This is a genomic window from Caballeronia insecticola, assembly GCF_000402035.1.
Classification (GTDB): Bacteria; Pseudomonadota; Gammaproteobacteria; order Burkholderiales; family Burkholderiaceae; genus Caballeronia; species Caballeronia insecticola.
Genome location: NC_021287.1, coordinates 512,067 through 533,363 on the forward strand (window position 1 = coordinate 512,067; position 21,297 = coordinate 533,363).

The following is a 21,297-nucleotide window of genomic DNA, read 5'->3' on the forward strand; positions in this document are numbered from 1 at the left end:
CCGCCGCGGCCCGAAGGCCGTTCCACACAACCACGGACAATCATGTGCCATGCGAATCCTGCTTGTCGAAGATGACCGGATGATCGCCGAAGGCGTGCGCAAGGCGCTGCGCGCGGACGGCTTCGCAGTCGACTGGGTGCAGGACGGCGAGGCCGCGCTCACGGCCGTGACGGGCGAGTCTTACGATCTGATGCTGCTCGACCTGGGCCTGCCCAAACGCGACGGCCTCGACGTGCTGAAAACGCTGCGCGCACGCGCCAACGCGCTGCCGGTGCTGATCGTGACGGCGCGCGATGCCATCGCGGATCGCGTGAAAGGGCTCGATGCCGGCGCGGACGATTACCTCGTCAAGCCCTTCGATCTCGACGAACTGGGCGCGCGCATGCGTGCGCTGATCCGCCGTCACGCGGGGCGGGGCGAATCGCTCGTGCGGCACGGTGAACTGACGCTCGATCCGGTCGGCCATCAGGTGACGCTCGCGGGCGCGCCCGTGTCGCTGTCGGCGCGTGAATTCGCGCTTCTCGAAGCGTTGATGGCGCGGCCCGGCGCGGTGCTCTCGAAGAGCCAGCTCGAAGAGAAAATCTACGGCTGGGGCGAGGAGATCGGCAGCAATACCGTCGAGGTGTATATCCATTCGCTTCGCAAGAAACTCGGCGCGGACCTCATCCGTAACGTGCGCGGCCTGGGCTACATGGTCGCGAAGGACGCCTGATGCGGTCGATCCGCCGGCAATTGCTGATCTGGCTGCTCGCGCTGGTGATTGTCGGCGTGGGGTTTGCCGGGTGGCTCATCTACCGGCAGGCGCTCGCCGAAGCCAACGAACTCTTCGATTATCAGTTGCAGCAGATTGCGGCCGCGTTGCCGTCGGAGCCGTTTTCGTCGGTGCTGACCTCGCGCAGTGAAAGCGATGAAGGCGTCGTCATCCAGATATGGAATCGCAACGGCGTGCTGATGTATTACTCGCATCCGCGCGTGCCGCTCGCACCGCACGCCGAACTTGGCTTCTCCACGGAAATGACGCCGCGCGGCGAATGGCGCGTGTATAGCGCGATCGTCGGCGACAACGTCGTGCAACTGGCGCAGCCGCTCTCTATCCGCAACCGCGTCGCGGCGGGCGTCGCGTGGCGCACGCTGTGGCCGCTCGTGCTCCTGCTGCCGCTGCTCGGACTCGCGATCTGGGTGATCGTGGGCCTCGGTCTGGCGCCCCTGCAACGCGTGACCCGCGCGCTCGACACGCGCCATCCCGAGGCGCTCGATCCCTTGTCCGATCAGCGTTTGCCGCAGGAAGTGCAGCCGGTGGTGCGGGCGCTCAATGCGCTGCTGTCGCGTTTGTCGGCGGCGCTCGACACGCAGAAAGCTTTCGTCGCCGATGCCGCGCACGAGTTGCGCACGCCGCTCGCCGCCGTGCAGATTCAGGCGCAACTGGTCGCGCGTGCACAGGACGACGCATCGCGGCGCGAGGCGCTCGCGGACTTGCATGAAGGCGTCGCGCGTGCGACGCGGCTCGCGGAGCAGTTGCTCGCGCTCGCGCGCTCGGAGCCGGACGGCAAGGGCGTGACGACGACCGTCGATCTGCGCGCGCTGCTCGAAACGTGCGTGCGCGGCTATGTGCTGGTCGCGCAGGAGCGCGGCGTCGATCTCGGCATCGAGGCGAGCGAGCCCGCCAGCGTGACCGGCGATCCCGACGCGTTGCGCGTGATGTTCAACAATCTCATCGACAACGCGACGAAGTACACGCCGAAGGGCGGGCGTGTGGATGTTGTCTTAACAATACAGAACGGGCGTCCGACCGTCGAAATCGCGGACAACGGACCGGGCATTCCTCAAGAAGAACGAGAAAAAGTGTTTGACCGGTTCTACCGAGTGGGCGAAGGCGCGGGCCGTGCCAGAACCGATATCGCCGGAAGCGGGCTGGGCCTCGCGATCGTTCGGCGCGTGGCCGACCAGCATGCCGCAACGGTGTCGCTCACGCAGTCTCAAGCCGGCGGACTGAGCGCGTCGATTCGGTTCTGACCCGCTAGCCTCAAGGCTTTCGCTGCCTTTGGGCAGCAATCTCCGATCTCTTTCACAAAACCTGCGGTCGCGGGAATGACCCGGCGCGCGCCGGCATTCCTGTTGGTTCATCGAAGCACGACATCGACTGATTCGTGCGATGGGAAAAGACGCGTGTTTTTCCGAAAAAAGACGATTTACATAAACTAAAACGGAAAACTTAAAAATAAGAAAACCCTGAATTTCTTAGAACGATTGCCCGAAAGCTTATTAGGATTGAGCCGATTAGCAAGGTAATTGCCTGTCTGTACATTACGTTCGTAACAGGCAGCAATATTTCCGCATTGCCTGACTGTTGTCATGTTTTAGGGGGTTTGTCTGTTTCAGGCCTTAACGCCCCCAGATTCGTTCGAAGTTTTCACGACCGCCATCCAAATGGCGCGCGCTTAACGCTGTCCGCGCGAACGAACGAATCAATTCCCTCTTTTCATTAGTCAGTTTGAATTATTAGGTCTCGCATGAATACCGCTTACCGCATTGTTTGGAATTCGACCGTAGGTAACTGGGCTGTCGCCTCGGAACTTTCGAAGGGTCGTAAAAAATCGACCAAAATCCTCGCCGCCGTCTCGGCTTTGGTGCTCGGCGGCGCCGCGCTACCGGCTCTGGCTGGCGAACTCGTCAACTGTACCGGCGGCACGGGCAATGCCTGGGGCTCGGACATGGGTGGTTTCGTTTCGGGCAACTGGAACACCGTCGGTTCCGAAATGGACTGTACCAAGCAGAGCACCGGCGTCATCATGAGCGGCGCGACCTCTTATAAGGGCGGCGGTTTGACGGGCCCGGCCGCGTGGCTGGCCGTGGGTTCGACCGGTTACCAAGATAACGGCTCGATCTCGCTGCACGCACCGAGCGGCATCACCCTCGACGGCAACGTCACCATCACCGGCTCGACGACGTTTGCCGGCGGTGCTGCGATGGAATACTTCCACGCGAACTCGACTGGCGCCGACTCCACGGCATCGGGCACGGACGCGATTGCTATCGGTACGGCCGCGACCGCTTCGGCTGCCAAGTCGGTTGCTATCGGTGCAGGTTCTGTCGCTAGCCGTGCGAACACCGTCTCCGTCGGTGCTGCTGGCGCTGAGCGTCAGATCACCAGCGTCGCGGCCGGCACGCAAGCTACCGATGCAGTGAACATGTCGCAATTGAGCGGTCTGGCTTCGTCGACGGCAGCGGCAATCGGCGGCGGCTCGACGGCGAACCCGAACGGCACGATTACGGCGCCTTCATATAGCGTCGGCGGCACGACCGTGACCAGCATCGGCGCTGCGATCACGAACATCGACGGTCGCACCACGCAGAACACGACCGACATCGCGGGCAACACGACGTCGATCAACAACATCAACAGCGAGCTCAACTCGGGCACGATCGGTCTGGTGCAACAAGCTGCGGCTGGCCAGAATCTGACGGTCGGCAAGAGCACGGACGGTGCAGCAGTGGACTTCACGGGCACGGCAGGCGCGCGTGTTCTGCAAGGCGTTGCTAATGGCGCAGTGAGTGCCTCGAGCCAGCAAGCGGTGAACGGTTCGCAACTGTACGCGACGGCTCAGTCGACGGCAGCGGCTATCGGCGGCGGTTCGACGGTGAACCCGGACGGCTCGATTACCGCGCCGACGTACAACGTCGACGGTACGACCGTGACCAGCATGGGCGACGCGATCACGAACATCGACGCACGCACCACGCAGAACACGAACGATATCGCGGGCAACACGACGTCGATCAACAACATCAGCAACGAGATCAACTCGGGCACGATCGGTCTGGTGCAACAAGCTGCGGCTGGCCAGAATCTGACGGTCGGCAAGGACATACACGCAAGCCGTGCAGCAGTCCAACGCCTACACGAACCAGCAGATCAGCATCGTGCGCAAGCAGATGTCCTCCGTCTACAACGACGCAGCTGCACGTGCCCTCAACAACGGTCGTCATTTCATCGACGGCAGCGTTCCCTTCAAGCCGATCTACGGCGAGAAGCAATGGCCGTCGCAGCAAGCGCGTCCGAAGTGGGTCCAGGCACTGCAGCAGATCGATGTCACCAACCAGCGCGCGGCGAAATCGTCGTGCCGTGGCGAAGATGCGGGACGTCTCTCCGCACTGACCGACGAAGCCTGGAAAGAGCAGGACGAAACGCACGGAACCCACTGGGTTCACGGCTGGGACGCGATCGAGCGCGCGCAGAAGCTCGCGCAGAAGGTCAACGCCGAGCTCGACCAGTGCGTGCCGCCGGCCGCCGTGGCGCCGGCTGCACCGACGATCCTCGAAAAGCCGGTCACGCTCGCAGCCGACGCACTGTTCGGCTTCGACAGCGCCAAGCTTTCGCCGGACGGCGAGCACATGGCCGACTCGATCTCGAAGGACATCATCGAGTCGGGTGCGAAGGTGAACGTGCTGCGCGTCGACGGTTATACCGATCGATTCGGCTCCGTCGAGCACAATCGCAAGCTGTCGCTGCAACGCGCGCAAACGGTCGAAAAAGCGCTGCGGGCTCGTGGCGTGATTGCTGACCGCTTCGACGTGTCGGGCCATGGCGCAGCGGACCCGGTCAAGTCCTGCCCGGGCACGAAGGCGACGCAAGCCGTCATCGCATGTCTGGCGCCGAACCGCCGCGTGACGATTTCCGCGAAGTAAGCGGGCTGTAGGGGCGATTGCTGTCGAATCGCCGGAAGCGAAGAAGTAGAAGCAGAAGTAGAAGCAGAAGCAGAAGTAGCGGTAGAAGTGCTGATGGCGCGCCTCGATGGCGCGCCATTTTTTTTTCGGCCGGTTCCCGCCGTTCGGTCAGATGCAGCGTTGGCGCGACGCGAGCCCTGAAATGATGCCGGCCCGCGCGCCGCATCGCCGCGATGCCCCGCCACACCCGTTCCAACTCTCTCCGCGCTTTTTAAGAAAGGATTAAGCGACACCCCGTAATCTCCTTTCATCGATATAGCGCGCTCTTCAGAGCGCATCCCCTCGTCAGGAGCACACGATGAAAGCGAAGATCCTCACCCGCAGCGCCGTCGCGGCAGCCGTTGCCGTTGCCTTGTCGGCGGGCTACGTGGCAGGCCATAACAATGTTCCTGCGCCGCAAGTCATCGCGCCCGCGCAAGCCGCGCCGTTGATGCCCGCCGAAGCCGCGGCCAAGACCGGCATTCCCGATTTCTCCGGTCTCGTCGAAACCTATGGGCCGGCCGTGGTGAATATCAGCGCGAAGCATGTCGTCAAGCAGACGTCGGCGCGGCGCGGTCAGAACCAGGTGCCGATGGACCCGGACGATCCGTTCTACCAGTTCTTCAAGCGCTTCGGCGGCATGCCCGGCTTCGGCGGCGGCGGCGATGGCGGCCCCGGCGCGGATCGTCCGAGCGAAGGGCTCGGCTCCGGCTTCATCGTGAGCAGCGACGGCTATATCCTGACGAACGCGCACGTCGTCGATAACGCCAATGTCGTTACCGTCAAGCTGACGGACAAGCGCGAATACCGCGCGAAAGTCATCGGCGCGGACAAGCAGTCGGACGTCGCCGTGCTGAAGATCGACGCGAAGGATCTGCCAGTCGTCAAGATCGGCGATCCTAACGGCAGCAAGGTCGGCCAGTGGGTTGTCGCGATCGGTTCGCCGTATGGCTTCGACAACACGGTGACCTCGGGCATCATCAGCGCCAAGTCGCGCTCGCTGCCCAACGAGAACTACACGCCGTTCATCCAGACCGACGTGCCGGTGAATCCGGGCAACTCGGGCGGACCGCTTTTCAATCTGCAAGGCGAAGTGATCGGCATCAACTCGATGATCTATTCGCAGACGGGCGGCTTCCAGGGTCTTTCGTTCGCCATCCCGATCAATGAAGCGATCAAGGTGAAGGACGCGCTCATCAAGACCGGACATGTCGATCGCGGCCGGCTCGGCGTGACGGTGCAGGGCATGAACCAGACGCTCGCGAATTCCTTCGGCATGAAGTCGCCGCAGGGCGCGCTCGTGAGTTCGGTCGAGGCGGGCGGACCGGCGGCGAAGGGCGGCCTGCAACCGGGCGATGTGATTACCGCGCTCAACGGCGTGCCGGTGTCGGATTCGACCTCGCTGCCGTCGCAGGTTGCGGGTCTCGCGCCCGGCACGTCCGCGAAAGTGACGGTGTGGCGCGACAAGGGCGCGAAGGATCTCAGCGTGACGATCGGCGCGCTCAAGGACGCCAAGACCGCCAGCGCGAAAGCCGGCGCCGACGACGGCGCATCGGCGCAAGATGCGCGGCTGGGCGTCGCGGTGCGCCCGCTCACGCCGGACGAGAAGCAGAGCGATTCGCTCTCGCGCGGCCTGCTCGTGCAGCAGTCGAACGGGGCGGCGGCGAGCGCCGGCATTCAGGCGGGCGACGTGATTCTCGCGGTCAACGGCCAGCCGGTGACGTCGGTGCAGCAACTGAAGTCGATGGTCTCGCACGCCGGCGACAGCATCGCGCTCCTGATCCAGCGCGACGACGCCCAGATCTTCGTGCCGGTCGATCTGAGCTGACACCCGGGCGCCCGGGCGCGCCGACAAGCTCACGCGATGCGGGCACGAACCCTGCTCAGCGGTTTCCCGGGGCCCTATCGCGTGAAGTCGACGCATCGGGCGTGAGGTCGCCGCGGCTCCCGGGTCCGGCGACATCGGAAAAAGGAGCAGACAACATGACGAGCAAGACCACGGGCAAACTGGCCGCCGCACTCCTCATGGCGGCGCTGGGCGCGGGCGCCGCGGGCGGCGCCTGGGCACAGGCCTCGGGTGGAACCACGAACGATACGTCGAGCGCGGGCAACACGAACGGCGGCGGCCTGCCGCAAATCCAGCAGCAGGGCGACGTGTCCTATACGTCGGGCGGCGTCGGGCTGGACGAATCGCGTGCATTGTTGCGCGAACAGGCAAACTGGCCGCTATCGCTTCGCTTTACGGGGCCGACGGCGGACTATCTCGCGGGCGTGCATGTGCGCATCGTCGGCGGGGCGGGCGGCGCCGAAGTGCTGAACGTCGAATCGATGGGTCCGTACATGCTCGTCAAGCTGCCGCCGGGCAACTACACGGTGTACGCGAAGTACAAGGATCAGGAAAAGAAGCAGGCGGTGAGCGTGGCCGGGCCGGGCAAAGCCAAGGCGGCGTTCCACTGGAGCATTCAGTAAGGGACTCGTCAGGCGCGCGGGCGGACGTATCGAAAGCGCTCGCCGCGACATCGAAAGTTGTCTCATAATTAAGCCACGGCGTCGGCACTTCACGGCCGTCGGCCCGTGGCTTTTTTCGCTTCGTTTTTTCGCTTTCGGACGACACGCGGGAGGCGCATCACGATGGGGACGGATCTGAACGACGGGCACGAAGCGGCGCATCGCATCGAGATTGCGCTGAACGGCCGGCGCTGCCGCGTGATCCATCAGGGCGTCACTTACGCCGATACGCACGCGTCTTTCACGGTGATCGAAAGCGGCGCCGAAAACGCGCACTATTTTCCGCGCGCCGACGTGAACATGGCGCGTCTGGAACGCTCCACTCACACTTCGCACTGCCCGCACAAGGGCGAGGCGACGCACTATCACTTGCTGACCGAGGACGGCCCGGTCGAGAACGCCGCGTGGAGCTACGAGTCGCCGCTTGACGCCGCAGCGAAGATTCGCGGCTATCTCGCGTTTTACCCGACGCGGGTCGATCGCATCGACGAAACTTCCTAGGCGGGCATTCGCACAGACACTCACAGGTCGATTCAGCCATAACGAACGAATGCGGTTCAGCCCCCGGAGGCTCAGATGGAAGTCACCGATGCGTTTCGCGTTCCGCTCGACCCGGCGCATGTCCGGGAGGCGCTGGGCGATCTCGCGCTGGTGCGCGCGAGTCCCGACAACTGTGAAACCTTCACGCGTTCGCCGCTCGGCGAATATGCGCTCACCTTGATTTTGCCGCTCGGCGCGCTGCGGGCGCGCTACGAAATTCGCGCGCATTCCGCCGGGCGCACGCGGCGGGCGGCGCATACCGAGGGCGAGGACGACGCCGGTTCCGCCGATGCCGAACCCGCCTACGCGCGCACGCTCAGCTTCAAGGCACGCGGCGAAGGCGTGGGATCGTTGCGCGGACAGATTGCGGTGTCGCTGAATCCGGACGACGAAGGCAACGGTAGCTGGATCGAATACACCGTCTGGGCGACGGTCTCCGGACCGCTCGCGGGCTTGCCGTCGCGGCAGATCGAAAACGCGCTGCGCGAAGGCGCCGACGATTTCTTCGCCGAGTTCTGCGAAGTCGTGCGCGCCAAGCACGGCCTGCCGTCGCTGCGCGCGGCGGGGGACAGCGCGGCGCGGCGGCATGTCTTCCTGCGGCCGGGGTCGATGTCGGCGGCGTTTTCGCGTCGCCCGAACGCGACGCGCGGTCCCGCCGATGCCCACGCGAGCGGCGTGCTGCGGCATCGTCTGCACGGGCACGGCTTCGTGCATCACGAGCGCGATCATTCGCACGATTCGCATCCGCTCGGTCTGCCCGCTTGGGCGTGGGCGGCGATGCTCGTATGCGTCGCGCTGTTTGCGTATTTCGCGCAGCATGTCGGGCTGCAATGAGCGGGCTGCAATGAGCGGCTCGGAATGAGCGTCGCGCCGTGCCGAGCAGATTCGCGCGATCACGGCGACAATGCGGTCATTCCAAAAGGAGCTGACCATGCCGCGCCGCGCCCTGATCGTCATCGACGTGCAGAACGAATACATCACCGGCAATCTGCCGATCGAATATCCCGACGTGAACGTATCGCTTGCCAATATCGGCCGGGCGATGGATGCCGCGCAAAAGCATGGCGTGCCGGTCGTCGTCGTGCAGAATTTCGCGCCGGCCACGGCGCCGATCTTCGCGCGCGGCTCGGCGCTGGCGGAACTGCATGAAACGGTGACTTCGCGTCCCCGCGCGCATTACGTCGAGAAGGCGTTGCCGAGCGCCTTCGCCGGCACCGATCTCGCCGACTGGCTCACCGCGCACGACATCGACACGATCGTGATCGCCGGTTACATGACCCACAATTGCGACGATTCGACGGTCAGGCACGCGGTCCACGCCGGACTGTCGGTCGAATTTCTCGTGGATGCGACGGGCGCCGTGCCCTACGAAAACAGCGCAGGCCGCGCGAGCGCCGAGGAGATTCACCGCGTCTTCACGGTGGTGATGCAGTCGCGTTTCGCGGCCGTGCTCGGCACCGATGAATGGATCGCCGCGCTGGAAAGCGGCGAGGCGCCCGCGCGCGACAACATCTATGCGTCGAACCAGCGGGCGCGTGCGTCGTCGTCGTCGGAGTCGGCGTCGGCTTCAGGCGGCAACCGGTGACAGCAGGGCGGGGCTGCAACGCAGCGCATCGAAGCATGCGTCGATGAGCGCTTCGGCGTCGCGTTCCGGATGGACGAGGTCGGGCAGCATCAGCGAGTCGCGCAGAATGCCGGTGAAGAGGCAATGCAGCATGGTCGTGGCGCGGCGCGTGTCGAGCGTCGCGGGCAACTGCTTCTTTTCGACGGCATTGCGCAGCGCGCGCTCGATGCGCTCCATGCCGTCGCGCATATTGTTCTGATGCCGCTCGCGCACCGGTCCCATTTCCTCCACGAACTCGCACTTCATGAACAGGATGTCGAACACGCGCCGGCGTTGCTCGTCGGCCGTGATGTTGCGCATGCACCAGATGAACAGATCGCGCAGGCGCGCGAGCGGGTCTTCCTCGCGGCCGTCGAGCGTCGTTTCGATGAGTTCGTCGAGCGGCAGCAAACTGCGGTCGAACATCGCGTTGAACAGATCGCCCTTGTTGGCGAAGTGCCAGTAGATCGCGCCGCGCGTCACGCCCGCGGCCTGGGCGATGTCCGCCAGCGTCGTGCGCGACACGCCTTTCTCGTAGAAGACGCGCTCGGCCGCGTCGAGAACGCGATTGCGGGTCGCCTGCGCCTCTTCCTTGGTTCGTCTGACCATATCTTGCGGCGAATTGCCGTGTGCTCCTGCTGCTGCCTGTAAGGGACCGCTCACAGGCGGTCTTGTCGAAGATTCGTCAAACGTAATCGATTCCCCGGAGCGATTTGTCCTCGCGTCCTATGGGGATAAACACGTACAGTTTTTTACATTCATTCGCGAATGTATATACAATACCACCCGTTCACCAATTTTCACAATTCAGCCAGCGAGCAGAATCCGAATTAAGCTTTCATTTCGATTGCCCGTTCTGGCCGCCTTCAGGCCAATCGACGGCGCCTTGTCAGGCGTCGTGCACGGGCGAGAAAGCCGGCGCTGCCGGCGGTTGCGCTCACTGGTCTCACTGGTTGGTTTATTGGTTGGCGTCTCACGACGCTCGTGCGCGGCGTGGCCCGGGGAAGGCCGCCGCGCACCCACTTCACTCTCAGTCTTAGACAGAGGTCGCTCCATGCGCGTCGAACGGGTTCCATTCCGCTTAATCACCGCCGCGACGGCTGCCGTGTTCCTGGCAGCGTGCGGACAAAAACAGTCAGCACCTCCGCCGCAAACGCCCGAAGTCGGCATCGTCACCGTGCAGCCGACGAGCGTGCCGGTCACTGTCGACTTGCCGGGTCGCACCAATGCGTTTCTCGTGGCGCAAGTGCGCGCACGGGTCGACGGCATCGTGCAGCGCCGCGAGTTCACCGAAGGCGCCGAGGTCAAGGCCGGTCAGCGTCTCTACAAGATCGACCCGGCGCCGTATATCGCCGCGCTGAATAACGCGAAGGCGTCGCTTTCGAAGGCGCAGGCGAACGTCGCGTCGCAGAACGCGCTGGTGCAACGCTACAAGATTCTCGTCGCGGCCAACGCCGTGTCGAAGCAGGATTACGACAACGCCGTCGCCGCGCAGGGTCAGGCTGTGGCGGATGTCGCCGCGGGCAAGGCTTCCGTCGATACGGCGCAGATCAATCTCGGCTACACCGATGTCATCGCGCCGATCAGCGGCCGCACCGGCATCTCGCAGGTCACGCCGGGCGCGTACGTGCAGGCGAGCCAGGCGACGCTGCTCACCACCATCCAGCAGCTCGATCCGATCTACGTCGATCTGACGCAATCGAGCGTCGAAGGGCTCAAGCTGCGCAGGCAGATTCAGGAAGGGCGTCTGCAGACCGAAGGCATCCACGCCGCGAAGGTCACGCTCGTGCTCGAAGACGGCCGCACCTACACCGAGCAGGGCAAGCTGCAGTTCTCCGACGTGAGCGTCGACCAGAGCACCGGTTCGGTGACTGTGCGCGCGATCTTCCAGAACAAGGACCGCGTGCTGCTGCCGGGCATGTTCGTGCGCGCGCGCATCCAGGAAGGCACGAACGACCACGCGCTCGTCGTGCCGCAGATCGGCGTCACGCATGACCAGAAGGGCACGCCGACCGCGCTCGTCGTAAACAAGGACGACAAGGTCGAACTGCGCCAGCTCGTTACGAGCGCGACCTACGGCAACAACTGGGTGGTCGACAGCGGCCTGAACGCGGGCGATCGCGTGATCGTCAACGGCGTGGAGAAGGCCAAGCCCGGCATGCAGGTGAAGCCGGTCGACGCGAAATTCCCGTATCCCGCATCCGATGCGCAGGCAGCGCAGGCGCCGGCCGCATCGAGTTCACCGGGCGCCGCTGCTCCGGCGAGCGGTGCGCACGCCGCATCGGCCGCTTCGGGCGCGTAACGAAAGGGAGCCTGTTACATGGCAAAGTTTTTTATCGATCGACCGATCTTCGCCTGGGTGATCGCGATCATCCTGATGCTCGCGGGGATGGCGTCGATCTTCACGCTGCCGGTCGCGCAGTATCCGACCATCGCGCCGCCTGCGATCCAGATCAGCGCGACGTATCCGGGCGCATCGGCGAGCACCGTCGAAAACACGGTGACGCAGGTGATCGAGCAGCAGATGACCGGTCTCGACCACTTGCTGTATCTGTCGTCGACATCCGATGACTCGGGCACGGCCACCGTCACGCTGACGTTCGCGGCGGGCACCAACCCCGACATCGCGCAGGTGCAGGTGCAGAACAAGCTGCAGCTCGCCACGCCGCTCTTGCCGCAAGTCGTGCAGCAGCTCGGCACGAAGGTCACGAAATCGAGTTCGAGCTTCCTGCTCGTGCTCGCGTTCGTGTCCGAAGACGGCAGCATGAGCAAGTACGACCTGGCGAACTTCGTGGCGTCGAACGTGGCGGATCCGCTCTCGCGTATCGACGGCGTCGGCACCACGACGCTGTTCGGCTCGCAATACGCGATGCGCGTCTGGCTCGATGCGACCAAGCTCACAAACTATTCGCTCACGCCGGTGGACGTGAAGAACGCCATCACCAATCAGAACGTGCAGGTGGCGGCGGGCAGTCTCGGCGGCACGCCCGCGGTGCCGGGGCAGATGCTTCAGGCCACCATCACGGAAGCGACGCTGCTGCGCACGCCCGAGCAGTTCGGCGACGTTCTGCTGAAGGTGAACCAGGACGGCTCGCGCGTGCGTCTGAAGGATGTCGCGCGTATCGAGCTCGGCGGCGAAAACTACAACTTCGACACGAAGTACAACGGGCAGCCGACGGCCGGCTTCGGTATTCAGCTCGCGACGGGCGCGAACGCGCTCGCCACCGCGAAGGCGGTCCGCGCCAAGATCGACGATCTCTCGAGATACTTCCCGCACGGCCTTGTCGTGAAGTACCCGTACGACACCACGCCGTTCGTGCGGCTGTCGATCGAGGAAGTGGTCAAAACGCTGATCGAAGGTATCGTGCTCGTGTTCCTCGTGATGTATCTGTTCCTGCAGAACCTGCGGGCGACGATCATCCCGACGATCGCGGTGCCGGTCGTTCTGCTCGGCACGTTCGCGATCATGTCGGCGGTGGGCTTTTCGATCAACGTGCTGTCGATGTTCGGGCTCGTGCTCGCAATCGGCCTGCTCGTCGACGATGCGATCGTGGTCGTGGAGAACGTCGAGCGGGTGATGTCCGAGGAGCATTTATCGCCGCGCGAAGCGACCCGCAAGGCGATGGACCAGATCACCGGCGCGCTGGTCGGCGTGGCGCTCGTGCTGTCGGCGGTGTTCGTGCCGGTGGCGTTCTCGGGCGGCTCGGTCGGGGCGATCTACCGGCAGTTCTCGCTGACGATCGTGGCCGCGATGGTGCTGTCCGTGATGGTCGCGCTGGTTCTCACGCCGGCACTGTGCGCGACGATCCTGAAGCCGCATCCGGAAGGACATCAGCCGGAAAAGACGGGCTTCTTCGGCTGGTTCAACCGCACCTTCAACAAGAGTCAGGAGAAATACCACAGCGGCGTGCAGCACGTGATTCGCCGCTCGGGGCGCTGGCTCATCATCTATATCGTCGTGATCGTCGCGGTGGGCATGCTGTTCCTGCGTCTGCCGAAGTCGTTCCTGCCCGATGAAGATCAGGGCACGATGTTCGTGCTCGTGCAGGCGCCCGCGGGCTCCACGCAGGAATACACGGCGCATGTGCTGAAGGACGTGCAGGACTATCTGCTGAAGGACGAGAAGGCGATCGTCGAATCGGTGTTCACGGTGAACGGCTTCTCGTTCGCGGGCCGCGGCCAGAACTCCGGTCTCGTGTTCGTGCGGATGAAGGACTACGCGGACCGCCAGCACAGCAACGAGAAGGTGCAGGCGCTGGTCGGGCGCATGTTCATGCACTTCGCGCCTTACAAAGACGCGATGATCTTCCCGGTCAACCCGCCGTCCATTCCCGAACTCGGCACGGCGGCGGGCTTCGACTTCGAGCTGCAGGATCGCGGCGGCCTCGGCCACGCGAAGCTGATGGAAGCGCGCAACATGCTGCTCGGCATGGCCGCGAAAGACCCGACGCTCGCACAGGTGCGTCCGAACGGCCTGAACGACACGCCGCAGTTCAAGGTGAACATCGACCGCGAGAAGGCCAATGCGCTCGGCGTCCAGATTTCGGACATCGACCAGACGTTCTCGGTCGCGTGGGCGTCGCAGTACGTGAACAACTTCCTCGATGTCGATAACCGGATCAAGAAGGTCTACGTGCAGGGCGACGGTCCGTTCCGCATGAATCCGGACGACCTGAGCAAGTGGTACGTGCGCAATGGCGCCGGAACGATGGTGCCGTTCGGCGCGTTCGCGACCGGCAACTGGACCTACGGTTCGCCGAAGCTCGAGCGCTACAACGGCATCTCGGCGGTGGAAATCCAGGGCGCGGCGGCCGCGGGCAAGTCGACCGGCCAGGCGATGACGGCCATGGAAGCGATCGCGGCGAAGCTGCCGGCGGGCATCGGCTACGAATGGACCGGGCTGTCGTATCAGGAACGCCAGTCGGGTTCGCAGGCGCCGATTCTGTACGGCATCTCGATTCTCGTCGTGTTCCTGTGTCTTGCGGCGCTGTATGAAAGCTGGTCGATTCCGTTCTCGGTGATCATGGTCGTGCCGCTCGGCGTGCTGGGCGCGCTGTTGGCCGCCACGCTGCGCGGTCTGGAAAACGACGTGTTCTTCCAGGTCGGCCTGTTGACGACGGTGGGTCTGTCGGCGAAGAACGCGATTCTGATTGTGGAATTCGCGCGCGAACTGCGCATGCAGGGCATGTCGACGGTCGAAGCGGCGATGGAAGCGGCGCGCCTGCGGTTGCGCCCGATTCTCATGACCTCGCTCGCGTTCATTCTCGGCGTGATGCCGCTCGCGATCAGCAACGGCGCGGGCTCGGCGAGCCAGCATGCGATCGGCACCGGCGTGATCGGCGGCATGTTGACCGCCACCTTCCTTGCCATCTTCATGATCCCGATGTTCTTCGTCGTGATCTCGAAGTTCAGCAAGTCCAAGGATGTGCCGTCGCCGGGTACGTCGGGCGATTTCGACGGCCCGCAGCACGGCACCGATAAGGAAGGACATTGAGATGCTTAAACATTCCTTGATCGCGGCCGCCGTGACGATATTCGCGGCCGGCTGCACGCTCCAGCCGAAGTACGATCGGCCTGACGCGCCCGTCACGCAGACGTTTCCGGAGGGCGGCGTGTACGCGAATCAGCCGGACGCGTCGTCGACGGCGAGCAACGGCCGAAGCGCGAGCGGGCAGAGCGCGCCGGACATCGGCTGGCGCAATTTCTTCGCCGACGCGCGCCTGCAGAAGATCGTCGAACTCGCGCTGAAGAACAACCGCGACCTGCGTGTTTCGGTGCTCAACGTCGAGGCGTCGCGCGCGCAGTATCAGATCACGCGCGCGGCCCTCTTCCCGACGCTCGACGGAGCGGCGTCGCAGAACAAGCAGCGCACGCCGAAGAATCTGTCGTTCTTCAACCAGACGATCTCGAACACGTACAGCGTGGGCCTGAACGCATCGTGGGAAATCGACTTCTTCGGCCGCATCCGCAGCCTTAACGATCAGGCGCTCGCGCTATATCTGTCGACGGCCGAATCGCGCAAGGCGGCGGAAATTGCACTGGTGTCGTCGGTAGCGGACCAGTATCTGACGATGCTCGCCTTCGACGATCAACTGCAAGTCACGCAGAACACGCTCAAGACGGCACAGGAGTCGTTCCGCATCACGAAGCTGCAGTACGACAACGGCACCGGCACCGAGCTGGATCTGCGTCAGTCGGAAGGCGTCGTCGAGCAGGCGCACGCGAATCTGCAAGAGCAGGCGCGGTTTCGCGCGCAGGCCGAGAACGCGCTCGTGCTGCTTGTGGGCGAGCCGTTGCCCGCCGATCTGCCGCCGGGCATGCCGCTCGACACGCAGAACCTGCTGTCGGACATTCCGGCGGGTTTGCCGTCCGATCTGCTGACGCGCCGTCCGGACATCGCCGCGGCCGAGCAGTCGCTGCTCGCGGCCAACGCGAACATCGGCGCGGCGCGTGCGGCGTTCTTCCCGCGCGTCTCGCTGACGGGCAGCTTCGGCACGCTTTCGCCGACGCTCGGCGGCCTGTTCAAGCCGGGCTCGGCGGCGTGGTCGTTCGCGCCGCAGATCACGGTGCCGATTTTCGAGGGCGGGCAGAACCGGGCCAATCTCGATCTGGCGAACGTGCAGAAGCGCATCGAGATCGCCAACTACGAGAAGGCGATCCAGACCGCGTTCCGCGAAGTGGCCGACGGACTCGCCGCGCGCGGCACGTTCGACCAGCAGATCAAGTCGCTCGAGCGTTTCGTGAATTCGCAGAGCCGGCGTCTCGAATTGTCGGATCTGCGCTATCGCAACGGCGTGGACAGCTATCTCGCGGTGCTGACCGCGCAGACGGCGCTGTACGAGGCGCAGCAACTGCTGATCACGGCGCGTCTGAATCGCCTGACCAACCTCGTCGATCTGTATCAGTTCATGGGCGGCGGCTGGATCGAGCATTCCGGCGATGCACCGCGTCCGGCGGATGCGCCCGTCGACTACGGTTCGCAAGGCGCACCGCAGCCGGCGTCCGCTCCGGCGGCGAGTTAATCGGCGAAATCGGCGAGGGCGCGAGACAAGCGCTTCGCGTCGTCATACCCGAGTGTCAGGAAGCCCGGCCGCGTGCCGGGCTTTTTGTTTTGCGGTTTCGTCACATTTAGTCAATCGACGTCACATTATTTAGTATTAGGTGGGTGCTTAGGAATCCTAATATCGATCGATATTTATAATCATCTGTTCGTTTACTTTGGAACGGCATTTCGCATATCCGCGATTCCGTCATCCAGCCAGACCTGATGTATGTCTGGGCGTCGTTCGCCGATGAATTCGCCCGCGAATTTGTCAAAAAGTTAGTTATCCAAAAATTCAACCGTCGTTCCGGAAGGCTAAGACTTTGCCGGAACCGCCGGCGGCCCTCCGCCATGCGTCGCGGCAATCAGCTGCTTCCAGCGCGCCTGCGAGTTCGTGCGCGCTGACGTGCGCTGATGTGCGCCGACGTGCGCGCTTTTCATCTTCAGTCATCAAAGAGGTTCGCGTTCCATGCGTCTCACATTGATTCAACGGATTCCATGCCGCCTCATCGGTGTCACGACTCTCGCGCTGCTGGCCGCCGCATGCGGGGACAAACCGCCCGCGATGCCGCCGCAGCAGACGCCCGAAGTCGGCGTCGTCACGCTCGAAACGGCGGCGGTGCCCGTCACGACCGAACTGACGGGCCGCACAAGCGCCTTCCTCGATGCACAGGTCCGCGCGCGCGTCGACGGCATCGTGCTGCGCCGCGAATTTACCGAAGGCGGCCTCGTCAAGGCGGGTCAGCGTCTGTACAAGATCGATCCCGCGCCGTACATCGCGCAATTGAACAACGCGAAGGCTTCGTATGCGAAGGCGCAGGCGACCCTGATCTCCTCGACCGCGCAGGCAGCGCGATACAAGGTGCTCGTCGAGGCGAACGCGGTCAGCAAGCAGGACTACGACAACGCGGTCGCCTCGCAAGCCGAGGCGCGGGCCAACGTCGCGGCGGCGAAGGCGGCTATCGACACCGCGCAGATCAACCTCAGCTATACCGATGTGACCTCGCCCGTCACGGGTCAGGCCAGCATTTCGCAGGTCACGCCCGGCGCGTATGTGCAGGCGTCGCAGGCCACGCTGATGGTGAGCGTCCGTCAACTCGACCCGATGTACGTCGATCTGACGCAATCGAGCCTCGACGGTCTGAAGCTGCGCCGTCAGATTCAGGAAGGACGGCTCTCGACGAACGGCCCGGACGCCGCGCGCGTCACGCTGATCCTGGAGGACGGCCGCGTTTATCCGGAGCAGGGCAAGCTGCAATTCAGCGACGTGACCGTGGACCCGTCCACCGGTTCGGTGACGGTGCGCGCGATCTTCCAGAACAAGGACCGCGTGCTGCTGCCGGGCATGTTCGTGCGGGCGCGTATCGAGGAAGGCGTGAATCCGAGCGCGCTCGTCGTGCCGGTACAAGGCGTGTCGCATGACCAGAAGGGCACGGCGCTCGCGATGGTCGTCGGACACGACAACAAGGTGACGATGCGTCCGCTCGTGACGGCGGGCACCTACGGCCAGAGCTGGGTCGTCGACAGCGGCCTGAATGCCGGCGACCGCGTGATCGTCGAGGGCGTGGACAAGGTGCGTCCGGGCATGGAAGTGAAGGCCGTGCCCGCGCATCTGCCGGCGCAGGCGTCCGCGGAACCGGGAGGCGCAGGCGTGGCTGCTGCATCGCCCGCATCGGCCGCGTCCCACGCGTCCGGCGCCTGAGGACGGGAGACGCGTTCCATGGCCAAGTTCTTCATCGATCGTCCGATCTTCGCGTGGGTGGTCGCCATCATCCTGATGCTGGCGGGCATCGCGTCCGTGGCGACATTGCCGGTCGCGCAATATCCGACCATCGCGCCGCCTTCCATTTCGGTCAGCGCCACCTATCCGGGGGCGTCGGCGCAAACCGTCGAAAACACGGTGACGCAGGTGATCGAGCAGCAGATGAGCGGTCTCGACCATCTGCTGTATCTCGCTTCCAGTTCCGACGACAGCGGCACCGCAACCGTCACGCTGACCTTCGCGGCGGGCACGAATGCCGACATCGCGCAGGTGCAGGTGCAGAACAAGCTGCAGCTCGCCACGCCCAATCTGCCGATGGCCGTGCAGCAAATGGGCACGCGCGTAACCAAATCGAGCAGCAGCTTCCTGCTGGTGCTTGCGTTCGTGTCGGAAGACGGCCGCATGAGCCGCGACGACCTCGCGAACTACGTGGCGTCCCACGTGCAGGATCCGATCAGCCGCCTGGACGGCGTCGGCACGGTCACGCTGTTCGGCTCGCAGTACGCCATGCGCGTCTGGCTCGATGCGGACAAGCTCGCCAAGTACAGCCTCACGCCGGTCGATGTGCAAAACGCGCTGCAAGCGCAGAACGTGCAGATCGCGGGCGGTCAGCTCGGCGGCACGCCTGCCGTGCCGGGACAGTCGATGCAGGCGACCATCACCGAGGCAACCTTGCTGCGCACGCCGGAGGAGTTCGGCAACGTGATGCTGAAGGTGAATCAGGACGGCTCGCAAGTGCGCCTGAAGGATGTGGCGCGCGTCGGCCTCGGCGGCGAGAACTACAACATCGAGACGCAGTACAACGGCCGGCCGGCAGCAGGCTTCGGTATTCAGCTCGCGACGGGCGCGAACGCGCTTGCAACGGCCAAGGCGGTGCGCGCGAAGGTCGATGAGTTGTCGGGTTACTTCCCGCCCGGTGTGGTCGTGAAATATCCGTACGACACCACGCCGTTCGTCAAGCAGTCCATCTCCGACGTGGTGAAGACGCTGATCGAGGCCATCGTGCTGGTGTTCCTCGTCATGTATCTGTTCCTGCAGAACCTGCGCGCCACGCTGATCCCGACGCTCGCGGTGCCGGTCGTGCTGCTCGGCACGTTCGCCATCATGGGCGCGGCGGGGTTCTCCATCAATACGTTGTCGATGTTCGGGCTCGTGCTCGCCATCGGCCTGTTGGTGGACGATGCGATCGTGGTCGTCGAAAACGTCGAGCGCGTGATGTCCGAGGAGGGCCTGCCGCCGAAGGAAGCGACCAGAAAGGCGATGAGCCAGATTACCGGCGCGCTGATCGGCGTGGCGCTCGTGCTCGGCGCGGTGTTCGTGCCGGTCGCGTTCTCGGGCGGCTCGGTGGGCGCGATCTATCGTCAGTTCTCGCTGACGATCGTCTCGGCCATGGGCTTGTCCGTCCTCACCGCGATGATCTTCACGCCGGCGCTGTGCGCGACCCTTCTGAAGCCGGTGCCGAAGGGCCATCACGAGAAAAAGACCGGCTTCCTCGGCTGGTTCAACCGTACTTTCGCGCGGGGGCAGGAGAAGTATCACAGCGGCGTGTCTCACGTGATCCGTCGCTCGGGGCGATTCCTGATCCTCTATCTCGTGATCATCGCGGCTCTCGCGATGCTCTTCACGCGCTTGCCCAAGGCATTTTTGCCCGACGAAGACCAAGGCACGATGTTCGTGCTCGTCGCGACGCCTTCCGGCTCGACGCAGGAAATGACGCAGCGCGCGCTCGACGACGTCGCCGGCTATCTGCTGAAGCAGGAGAGCTCGGTTGTCGAGTCGGTGTTCACGGTGAACGGCTTCAGCTTCGCGGGGCGCGGGCAGAACTCGGGTCTCGTGTTCGTGCGGCTGAAGGACTTCGCGCAGCGTCAGAGCGCGAACGAGAAAGTGCAGGCGCTCGTGGGCCGCACGTTCGGCCGCTTCGCGGGCTACAAGAGTGCGTTCGTGTTTCCGGTGAATCCGCCGTCCATTCCCGAACTGGGCACCGCCGCGGGCTTCGACTTCCAGTTGCAGGACCGCGCCGGTCTCGGCCACGAAGCGCTCATGCAGGCGCGCGGGCAACTGCTCGGCATGGCCGCGAAGGACCCGTCGCTAGCACAGGTGCGTCCGAACGGCCTTAGCGACACCGCGCAGTTCAAGGTGAACATCGACCGGGAGAAGGCGCTCGCGCAGGGCGTCGATCCGTCCATGATCGACCAGACGTTCTCGATCGTGTGGGCATCGAAGTATGTGAACAACTTCCTCGATAGCGACAGCCGCATCAAGAAGGTGTACATGCAGGGCGATGCACCGTTCCGCATGTCGCCCGAAGACCTGAACAAATGGTACGTGCGCAATGCGTCGGGTTCGATGGTGCCGTTCTCCTCGTTCGCCTCGGGCGAATGGGGCTACGGTTCGCCGAAGCTCGAACGCTACAACGGACTTTCGTCGGTCGAGATTCAGGGCGTCGCGGCACCGGGCAAATCCACCGGTCAGGCGATGACGGCAATGGAAGCGCTTGCCGCGAAGCTGCCGGCGGGCATCGGCTACGAGTGGACGGGTCTGTCGTATCAGCAGATCCAGTCCGGCTCGCAGGCGCCGATTCTCTACGGCATCTCGATTCTCGTCGTGTTCCTGTGTCTCGCGGCGCTGTATGAGAGCTGGTCGATTCCGTTCTCCGTGATCATGGTCGTGCCGCTCGGCGTGATCGGCGCGCTGCTCGCCGTGTCGCTGCGCGGTCTGGAGAACGACGTGTTCTTCCAGGTCGGCCTGTTGACCACGGTCGGCTTGTCGGCGAAGAACGCGATTCTGATCGTCGAGTTCGCCCGCGAGCTTCAGCTCTCGCAAAACATGGGGCCGGTTGAAGCGGCGCTCGAAGCCGCGCGCCTGCGCCTGCGCCCCATTCTCATGACCTCGCTCGCCTTCATTCTCGGCACGCTGCCGCTCGCGATCAGCGACGGCGCGGGTTCGGCCAGCCAGCATGCAATCGGCACGGGCGTGATCGGCGGCATGGTCACCGCAACCTTCCTCGCCATTTTCATGGTGCCGATGTTCTTCGTCGTCGTGCGTACGCGCTTCGGCGGCGAGAAGGAAGACGTGAATGCCGCGCTCGCGCGTGACGAACGGAAGCGCCGCGCGCAATCAGGCAACGAAGGACACTGA

General features: G+C 64.2%; 16 protein-coding genes and 2 pseudogenes. 15 read left to right on the forward strand and 3 right to left on the reverse strand.

Annotated elements, in window-relative coordinates:
• Positions 1 to 49: 49 nt before the first annotated feature.
• From BRPE64_RS02370 to BRPE64_RS34035, 3 genes and pseudogenes are all read left to right on the forward strand, one after another.
• A complete protein-coding gene (locus BRPE64_RS02370) occupies positions 50 to 712 on the forward strand; it encodes a response regulator (protein ID WP_016344417.1) in 663 nt (220 codons plus the stop codon).
• The gene (locus BRPE64_RS02375; RefSeq protein WP_016344418.1) at positions 712 to 2,013 is read left to right on the forward strand and encodes an ATP-binding protein; all 1,302 of its coding nucleotides are present in this window, start codon (positions 712 to 714) and stop codon (positions 2,011 to 2,013) included. The genes BRPE64_RS02370 and BRPE64_RS02375 overlap by 1 nt, the downstream gene beginning before the upstream one ends.
• Positions 2,014 to 2,510: 497 nt before the next feature.
• A pseudogene (locus BRPE64_RS34035) lies at positions 2,511 to 2,630 on the forward strand (ESPR-type extended signal peptide-containing protein); the annotation flags it as partial.
• 233 nt (positions 2,631 to 2,863) lie between these two features.
• Here the strand turns inward: BRPE64_RS34035 and BRPE64_RS33595 are convergent.
• Positions 2,864 to 3,064 (reverse strand): hypothetical protein, encoded by a 201-nt coding sequence (locus tag BRPE64_RS33595; RefSeq protein WP_044041154.1) that lies wholly within the window; start codon positions 3,062 to 3,064, stop codon positions 2,864 to 2,866.
• Between BRPE64_RS33595 and BRPE64_RS33600 the strand changes: the two are divergent.
• Positions 2,967 to 3,596, forward strand: a pseudogene (locus BRPE64_RS33600) (transporter); the annotation flags it as partial. The gene BRPE64_RS33595 and the pseudogene BRPE64_RS33600 sit on opposite strands and share 98 nt — an antisense overlap.
• Before the next feature lie 5 nt (positions 3,597 to 3,601).
• Here BRPE64_RS33600 and BRPE64_RS33605 read toward each other — a convergent pair.
• Positions 3,602 to 3,811: a hypothetical protein gene (locus BRPE64_RS33605; RefSeq protein WP_232519191.1), complete on the reverse strand. Its 210-nt coding sequence runs from the start codon at positions 3,809 to 3,811 to the stop codon at positions 3,602 to 3,604.
• A gap of 68 nt (positions 3,812 to 3,879) precedes the next feature.
• On the opposite strand from BRPE64_RS33605, the gene BRPE64_RS31805 reads away from it, so the two are divergent.
• The 6 genes from BRPE64_RS31805 (at position 3,880) to BRPE64_RS02425 (ending at position 9,337) form a co-directional block, all read left to right on the forward strand.
• Entirely contained in the window at positions 3,880 to 4,686 is an 807-nt protein-coding gene (locus BRPE64_RS31805) for an OmpA family protein (protein WP_016344419.1), read from the forward strand.
• 337 nt (positions 4,687 to 5,023) lie between these two features.
• The gene (locus tag BRPE64_RS02405) at positions 5,024 to 6,532 is read left to right on the forward strand and encodes a DegQ family serine endoprotease (RefSeq protein ID WP_016344420.1); all 1,509 of its coding nucleotides are present in this window, start codon (positions 5,024 to 5,026) and stop codon (positions 6,530 to 6,532) included.
• A gap of 155 nt (positions 6,533 to 6,687) precedes the next feature.
• The gene (locus BRPE64_RS02410) at positions 6,688 to 7,173 is read left to right on the forward strand and encodes a hypothetical protein (RefSeq protein WP_016344421.1); all 486 of its coding nucleotides are present in this window, start codon (positions 6,688 to 6,690) and stop codon (positions 7,171 to 7,173) included.
• 162 nt (positions 7,174 to 7,335) lie between these two features.
• Entirely contained in the window at positions 7,336 to 7,713 is a 378-nt protein-coding gene (locus BRPE64_RS02415; RefSeq protein ID WP_016344422.1) for a DUF427 domain-containing protein, read from the forward strand.
• 75 nt (positions 7,714 to 7,788) lie between these two features.
• Positions 7,789 to 8,586 (forward strand): CoxG family protein, encoded by a 798-nt coding sequence (locus tag BRPE64_RS02420; RefSeq protein WP_016344423.1) that lies wholly within the window; start codon positions 7,789 to 7,791, stop codon positions 8,584 to 8,586.
• 97 nt (positions 8,587 to 8,683) lie between these two features.
• Positions 8,684 to 9,337, forward strand: coding sequence for a cysteine hydrolase family protein (locus tag BRPE64_RS02425; RefSeq protein WP_016344424.1), 654 nt, complete (start codon positions 8,684 to 8,686; stop codon positions 9,335 to 9,337).
• Here BRPE64_RS02425 and BRPE64_RS02430 read toward each other — a convergent pair.
• Positions 9,320 to 9,964, reverse strand: coding sequence for a TetR family transcriptional regulator (locus BRPE64_RS02430; RefSeq protein ID WP_016344425.1), 645 nt, complete (start codon positions 9,962 to 9,964; stop codon positions 9,320 to 9,322). The genes BRPE64_RS02425 and BRPE64_RS02430 overlap by 18 nt on opposite strands.
• A 445-nt stretch (positions 9,965 to 10,409) precedes the next feature.
• Here BRPE64_RS02430 and BRPE64_RS02435 point away from each other — a divergent pair, with 445 nt between their 5' ends.
• The 5 genes from BRPE64_RS02435 to BRPE64_RS02455 all read left to right on the forward strand — a co-directional run bounded on the left by BRPE64_RS02435 (position 10,410) and on the right by BRPE64_RS02455 (position 21,297).
• A complete protein-coding gene (locus tag BRPE64_RS02435; RefSeq protein ID WP_044041157.1) occupies positions 10,410 to 11,657 on the forward strand; it encodes an efflux RND transporter periplasmic adaptor subunit in 1,248 nt (415 codons plus the stop codon).
• An 18-nt stretch (positions 11,658 to 11,675) separates the two neighbouring features.
• A complete protein-coding gene (locus BRPE64_RS02440; protein WP_016344427.1) occupies positions 11,676 to 14,849 on the forward strand; it encodes an efflux RND transporter permease subunit in 3,174 nt (1,057 codons plus the stop codon).
• Between the two features lies 1 nt (position 14,850).
• Positions 14,851 to 16,377: an efflux transporter outer membrane subunit gene (locus BRPE64_RS02445; protein ID WP_044041158.1), complete on the forward strand. Its 1,527-nt coding sequence runs from the start codon at positions 14,851 to 14,853 to the stop codon at positions 16,375 to 16,377.
• Between the two features lie 489 nt (positions 16,378 to 16,866).
• Positions 16,867 to 18,099: an efflux RND transporter periplasmic adaptor subunit gene (locus tag BRPE64_RS02450; protein ID WP_016344430.1), complete on the forward strand. Its 1,233-nt coding sequence runs from the start codon at positions 16,867 to 16,869 to the stop codon at positions 18,097 to 18,099.
• 18 nt (positions 18,100 to 18,117) lie between these two features.
• Positions 18,118 to 21,297 (forward strand): efflux RND transporter permease subunit, encoded by a 3,180-nt coding sequence (locus BRPE64_RS02455; RefSeq protein WP_016344431.1) that lies wholly within the window; start codon positions 18,118 to 18,120, stop codon positions 21,295 to 21,297.

Bases quoted from the DNA above. Each gene is read 5' to 3' on its own strand.
- BRPE64_RS02370 (WP_016344417.1), top strand. From the start codon at position 50: ATGCGAATCCTGCTTGTCGAAGATGACCGGATGATCGCCGAAGGCGTG.
- BRPE64_RS02445 (WP_044041158.1), top strand. From the start codon at position 14,851: ATGCTTAAACATTCCTTGATCGCGGCCGCCGTGACGATATTCGCGGCC.
- BRPE64_RS02420 (WP_016344423.1), top strand. From the start codon at position 7,789: ATGGAAGTCACCGATGCGTTTCGCGTTCCGCTCGACCCGGCGCATGTC.
- BRPE64_RS02415 (WP_016344422.1), top strand. From the start codon at position 7,336: ATGGGGACGGATCTGAACGACGGGCACGAAGCGGCGCATCGCATCGAG.
- BRPE64_RS02425 (WP_016344424.1), top strand. From the start codon at position 8,684: ATGCCGCGCCGCGCCCTGATCGTCATCGACGTGCAGAACGAATACATC.
- BRPE64_RS02450 (WP_016344430.1), top strand. From the start codon at position 16,867: ATGCGTCTCACATTGATTCAACGGATTCCATGCCGCCTCATCGGTGTC.
- BRPE64_RS02455 (WP_016344431.1), top strand. From the start codon at position 18,118: ATGGCCAAGTTCTTCATCGATCGTCCGATCTTCGCGTGGGTGGTCGCC.
- BRPE64_RS02435 (WP_044041157.1), top strand. From the start codon at position 10,410: ATGCGCGTCGAACGGGTTCCATTCCGCTTAATCACCGCCGCGACGGCT.
- BRPE64_RS02405 (WP_016344420.1), top strand. From the start codon at position 5,024: ATGAAAGCGAAGATCCTCACCCGCAGCGCCGTCGCGGCAGCCGTTGCC.
- BRPE64_RS02375 (WP_016344418.1), top strand. From the start codon at position 712: ATGCGGTCGATCCGCCGGCAATTGCTGATCTGGCTGCTCGCGCTGGTG.
- BRPE64_RS02430 (WP_016344425.1), bottom strand. From the start codon at position 9,964: ATGGTCAGACGAACCAAGGAAGAGGCGCAGGCGACCCGCAATCGCGTT.
- BRPE64_RS02440 (WP_016344427.1), top strand. From the start codon at position 11,676: ATGGCAAAGTTTTTTATCGATCGACCGATCTTCGCCTGGGTGATCGCG.
- BRPE64_RS02410 (WP_016344421.1), top strand. From the start codon at position 6,688: ATGACGAGCAAGACCACGGGCAAACTGGCCGCCGCACTCCTCATGGCG.